Origin of the sequence: Albidovulum sp., from assembly GCF_049646345.1 — a bacterium.
In the GTDB taxonomy this organism is placed as follows: domain Bacteria; phylum Pseudomonadota; class Alphaproteobacteria; order Rhodobacterales; family Rhodobacteraceae; genus Albidovulum.
The window spans coordinates 1-4,311 of sequence record NZ_JBARVQ010000400.1; the positions used below are offsets into that span (position 1 = coordinate 1).

General features: G+C 62.9%; 3 protein-coding genes. All 3 read left to right on the forward strand.

What is annotated here, in order from left to right; translation table 11 throughout:
- Positions 1–1,961 (forward strand): mechanosensitive ion channel family protein (locus WBB85_RS09775; protein WP_432638433.1); only part of this gene is annotated, 1,961 nt, incomplete at its 5' end.
- Positions 1,958–2,674 carry an alanyl-tRNA editing protein gene (locus tag WBB85_RS09780; RefSeq protein ID WP_432638434.1) on the forward strand — a complete coding sequence of 239 codons (717 nt, stop codon included), beginning with the start codon at positions 1,958–1,960 and terminating at the stop codon, positions 2,672–2,674. The genes WBB85_RS09775 and WBB85_RS09780, both read left to right, overlap by 4 nt.
- Positions 2,675–2,799: 125 nt before the next feature.
- Positions 2,800–3,831 carry an IS110 family transposase gene (locus tag WBB85_RS09785; protein ID WP_432638435.1) on the forward strand — a complete coding sequence of 344 codons (1,032 nt, stop codon included), beginning with the start codon at positions 2,800–2,802 and terminating at the stop codon, positions 3,829–3,831.
- Positions 3,832–4,311 lie beyond the last annotated feature (480 nt).

A 4,311-nucleotide genomic window follows, 5' to 3' on the forward strand; every position in this document is an offset into this window, starting at 1 on the left:
CCACCGAGCTGTTGCGTCTGTCGCCGACCCCGGCCAATCCGGCGAACTGGCCCGCGGGCTGGGCGGTCCTGCATCAGGGGGTGAAGACGCTGAGCGCCGAGACGACCGAGGCATGGGCGAACCCCACGCGTCGAGCGGAACTGAAGGACAATCTGCCGGCCATCATCTTCTACCTGCTGGTCGCCGGGATCCTCGTCCTGCGTGGCCCCGGCTTCATGGAGCGGATGACGACACGGCTTCTGACCGGGGTTTCGATGCGTGCGCGCAATATCGCGGCCGCCCTCGTTTCGCTTGGTCAGTTCGTGGTTCCGGTGTTGGGCACTGTCTTTCTCGTCCTTGCCATCAAGGCCAGCGGCATGACCGGCATCCGCTCTGGTGCATTGATTGATGCCTTGCCTGCGGCTGCCTTCGTGTTTTTCCTCGCCCGCTGGATCGCGAGCTGGCTTTTTCGGATTGAGGGCAGCTATGCACCGCTGGCCGAACGCGCGTCCGAGGCGCGGTTTCATGCCAATCTGATCGGCCTGGTGATGGCGGTGGAACTGTTCCGCACGGCCTTTATCACCGAGGTGCGCCCACCCCTGTCGATGGCCGCGCAGGCCGTCTGGGCCGCCCCCCTTGTCTGTATCGTCGCGGTCCTTCTCTTCCGGCTTGGCCTGCTGCTGCGCCCGCGTCCGGGCGAAGGCACCGTGGGTGCCAAGGAATTCCGCAATACGATCATGCGGCTGATCGGCACGGCCACCGTCGCCGTGTCGGTCGTGGCCCCGCTTTTGGCTGTTGTCGGCTATGTCGCGGCGGCCAATGCCTTGATCTGGCCCACGGTCGGCTCGCTTGGTCTGATCGGGCTGATCCTGCTCATGCAGCGGTTTGCGACCGACATCTACCAGTTGGCCTTCGGCAAGGGCGAGGACGGGCGCGAGGCGCTGGCGCCGGTGCTGATCGGCTTTGTGCTGACTCTGCTCGCCGTGCCGCTTTTCGCGCTTATCTGGGGTGCGCGCACGGCGGATCTGTCGGAAACCTGGACCCGGTTCAGTGGCGGCGTGTCGATCGGCGACACCCGTATTTCGCCTGCCGCGATTCTGGCGCTGATCCTGATCTTCATCCTGGGCTACGCAATCACAAGGCTGGCGCAAAGCGCCCTGCGCTCGACCATCCTGCCCCGGACCGAGTTGGAGAAGGGCGTGCAGAACGCCATCGTTTCGGGCGTCGGCTATGTCGGGATATTCCTTGCCGCCCTTGTCGCCATCACCGGGGCCGGGATCGACCTGTCGTCGCTCGCCATTGTTGCCGGTGCCCTCTCGGTCGGTATCGGTTTCGGCCTGCAGAACATCGTGCAGAACTTCGTCTCGGGCATCATCCTTCTGATCGAACGGCCGATTTCCGAAGGCGACATGATCGAGGTCAACGGTCAGTTCGGCACCGTGCGCGGCATCTCGGTCCGCTCGACCTGGATCGAGACCTTCGACCGGACCGATGTGATCGTGCCGAATGCCGATCTCGTCTCGGGCGTGGTGACGAACCTGACGCGCACCAACCTGACCGGGCGGTTGATCATTCCGGTGGGCGTGGCATACGGCACCGATACCCGCAAGGTGCAGGCGATCCTGATGGAGATTGCCGAGGCGCAGCCTCTGGTCATGGTCGATCCGGCCCCCTCGGTGCAGTTCGTGGCCTTTGGCGCGGACAGCCTGAATTTTGAGATCCGGGCGATCTTGTCGGACGTCAACTTCAAGCTCGACGTGCAGACCGAGATCCTGCATCAGATCAACGAACGCTTCACCGCGGACGGGATCGAGATCCCCTTCGCGCAGCGCGACCTCTGGATCCGCAACCCTGAGGATCTGACCGGCCGCAAGAAGACGCAGCCCAAACCATCATCCGCCCCGGAACCTGCGCGTGACCATGACGGTGACGACCTGAGCGGGGTACACAACGATCCAGATGCCGAAGGGGATGAGGTATGACAGACCTTCTGTTCCGCGATGCCTATCTGCGTGAGGCGCCCGCACGCGTGACCGGCCACAGCGAACAGGGCGGGCTGATCGTCGATGCGAGCCTCTTTTATCCGAACGGCGGTGGCCAGCCCGGCGATGGCGGCCATCTCGACTGGTCCGGCGGGCGAATGACAATCGCGACGGCGGTGAAGGGTGACGCCGGTTCGGTGGTGCTCGTGCCCGAGGCCGGGCAGGCGCTGCCGCCGGTCGGCGCAGAGGTGACCCAGCATCTCGACTGGGAACGTCGCTATCGTCATATGCGGGTTCATACCGCCTTGCACCTGCTCTCGGTCGTGATCCCGCTGCCGGTCACCGGCGGTCAGATCGGCACTGAGAAGGGCAGGCTCGATTTCGACATGCCCGAGCCGCCCGCGGATGTCGCGGCACTGGAAGCGGAACTGAATGCCCTCATCGCCCGCGACCTGCCGGTGATCGATGACTGGATCACCGATACCGAGCTTGAGGCCAATCCCGGTCTGGTGAAGACCATGTCGGTGAAGCCACCGATGGGGCAGGGCAGGGTGCGGCTGGTGCGGATCGGGCAGGGCACCGACCAGATCGACCTGCAACCCTGCGGCGGCACCCATGTGGCCCGGACGGGTGAGATCGGGCCGGTCACCTTGGGCAAGATTGAGAAAAAGGGCCGCCAGAACCGCCGGGTGAGCCTGCTTTTGATGGCGTGACGCTGGCCGTTCAAGTGGCGTCCTGGTTCGAGAGTCCGCTTCGTGCCCTTTGCGGATGAGGTGGGTGGCTCCTGCTCCAGCGGCATCGCATGCGCCAAAATTCAGTTGTGATTGACTGCTAGGAAATGAACCACCCAAGGACAGTAAAGATCGTCGGCCTTGATCTGGCCAGGGATGTATTTCAAGCGCACGGCATTTCGGAGAATGGCCGGGTTGTTTTCAACAAAGCCATCAAGCGCGCGAAGCTGCTGGCCTTCTTTGAGACGCTCCCACCATGCGTCGTCGGAATGGAGGCCTGTGGGTCATCGCATCATTGGGGGCGCCAGCTGCGCAGGCTTGGCCAAGATGTGAAGCTGATGCCGGCTAGCTACGTCAAGCCGTATGTGAAGTGCGGCAAGAACGACGCCGTTGATGCTGAGGCGATCTGTGAAGCCGTTCGGCGCCCGACCATGCGGTTTGTCGAGATCAAGACGGAGGAACAGCAAGCCATCCTCTCGATCCATCGCACACGGGATCTGGCGGTTCGGCAGCGCACGCAGATGGCCAACATGATCCGCAGTCTCTCGCGCGAGTTCGGGCATATCCTGCCCATCGGCATCGAAGCGGTGACGGCCTTTGCAAAGTGCCACCTTGACGGTGATCATCCTGACATGCCGGAGATCGCGAACGGTATGCTGGGCATTCAGTGCTATCAGTTCATCGGCCTGAACGAACGCATCGAAGGCTATTCCAGGATGATCGAACAACACGCCCTGCTGAGTGCCGACGCCCGCAGATTGATGCGCATGCCTGGCATCGGCCCGATCACGGCCTCAGCGATTATCGCCACGATCGGGGACGCGCATCAATTCCGGACCGGCCGCGATCTGGCCGCATGGTTGGGGCTCACCCCGCTCAACAAGTCGAGCGGCGGCAAGGAACGTCTGGGCAAGATCACAAAGCAGGGTGATCGCTACATTCGCAAGCTGCTGGTCGTGGGCATGACGTCCCGCGCCGTGATGGCGAAGCGTTCGCCGGAAAAGGTCGATCTCTGGACGGCGAAGATCATCGCCGACAAACCCTTCCGATTGGCGACAACCGCCATGGCCAACAAGGCCGCCCGCGCCATCTGGGCGATGCTCACGAAGAAACAGGAATACCGGCAGCCGACGGTCTGACCGCCAGCGGCCCACGAGATGCAAGACGTTGAAGTGATGATGCGGAATTAAGTCAACCAAGAGCAAGGACACTCCGGGAATGGCAGCGGCCCTCTTCTAAGGCCGATAAGCCGATTGGAACCTCGCTTGCGGAATTCATCCATTGCCCGGCAGGGCATTGCGCAGCAATGTCCCGAGAGGGAGGGCCAGCGGAACACTACCGCACGAACAGGCCGGACAGACGACGGTACTGACAATATGACCGCAAACATCGCAAGAAAACTCTTGCAATGCAGGAGCCACCCACAGACGCCGTTGGACCTGCCGTTAGGATGCTGCGGTCGCTGCCCGCATTCCCGACATTCGCCGCAGATGCGAAGTTGTGGGTGGCCGAACTCACAGATCGCGGGACGAGGCGGTCGTTCATGCCAAATGCTCGGCCGGCGGTTCTTTGCACGTCGCGACATTGTCCGTCCGCACTCACGGCGGGCAGTGCATGCT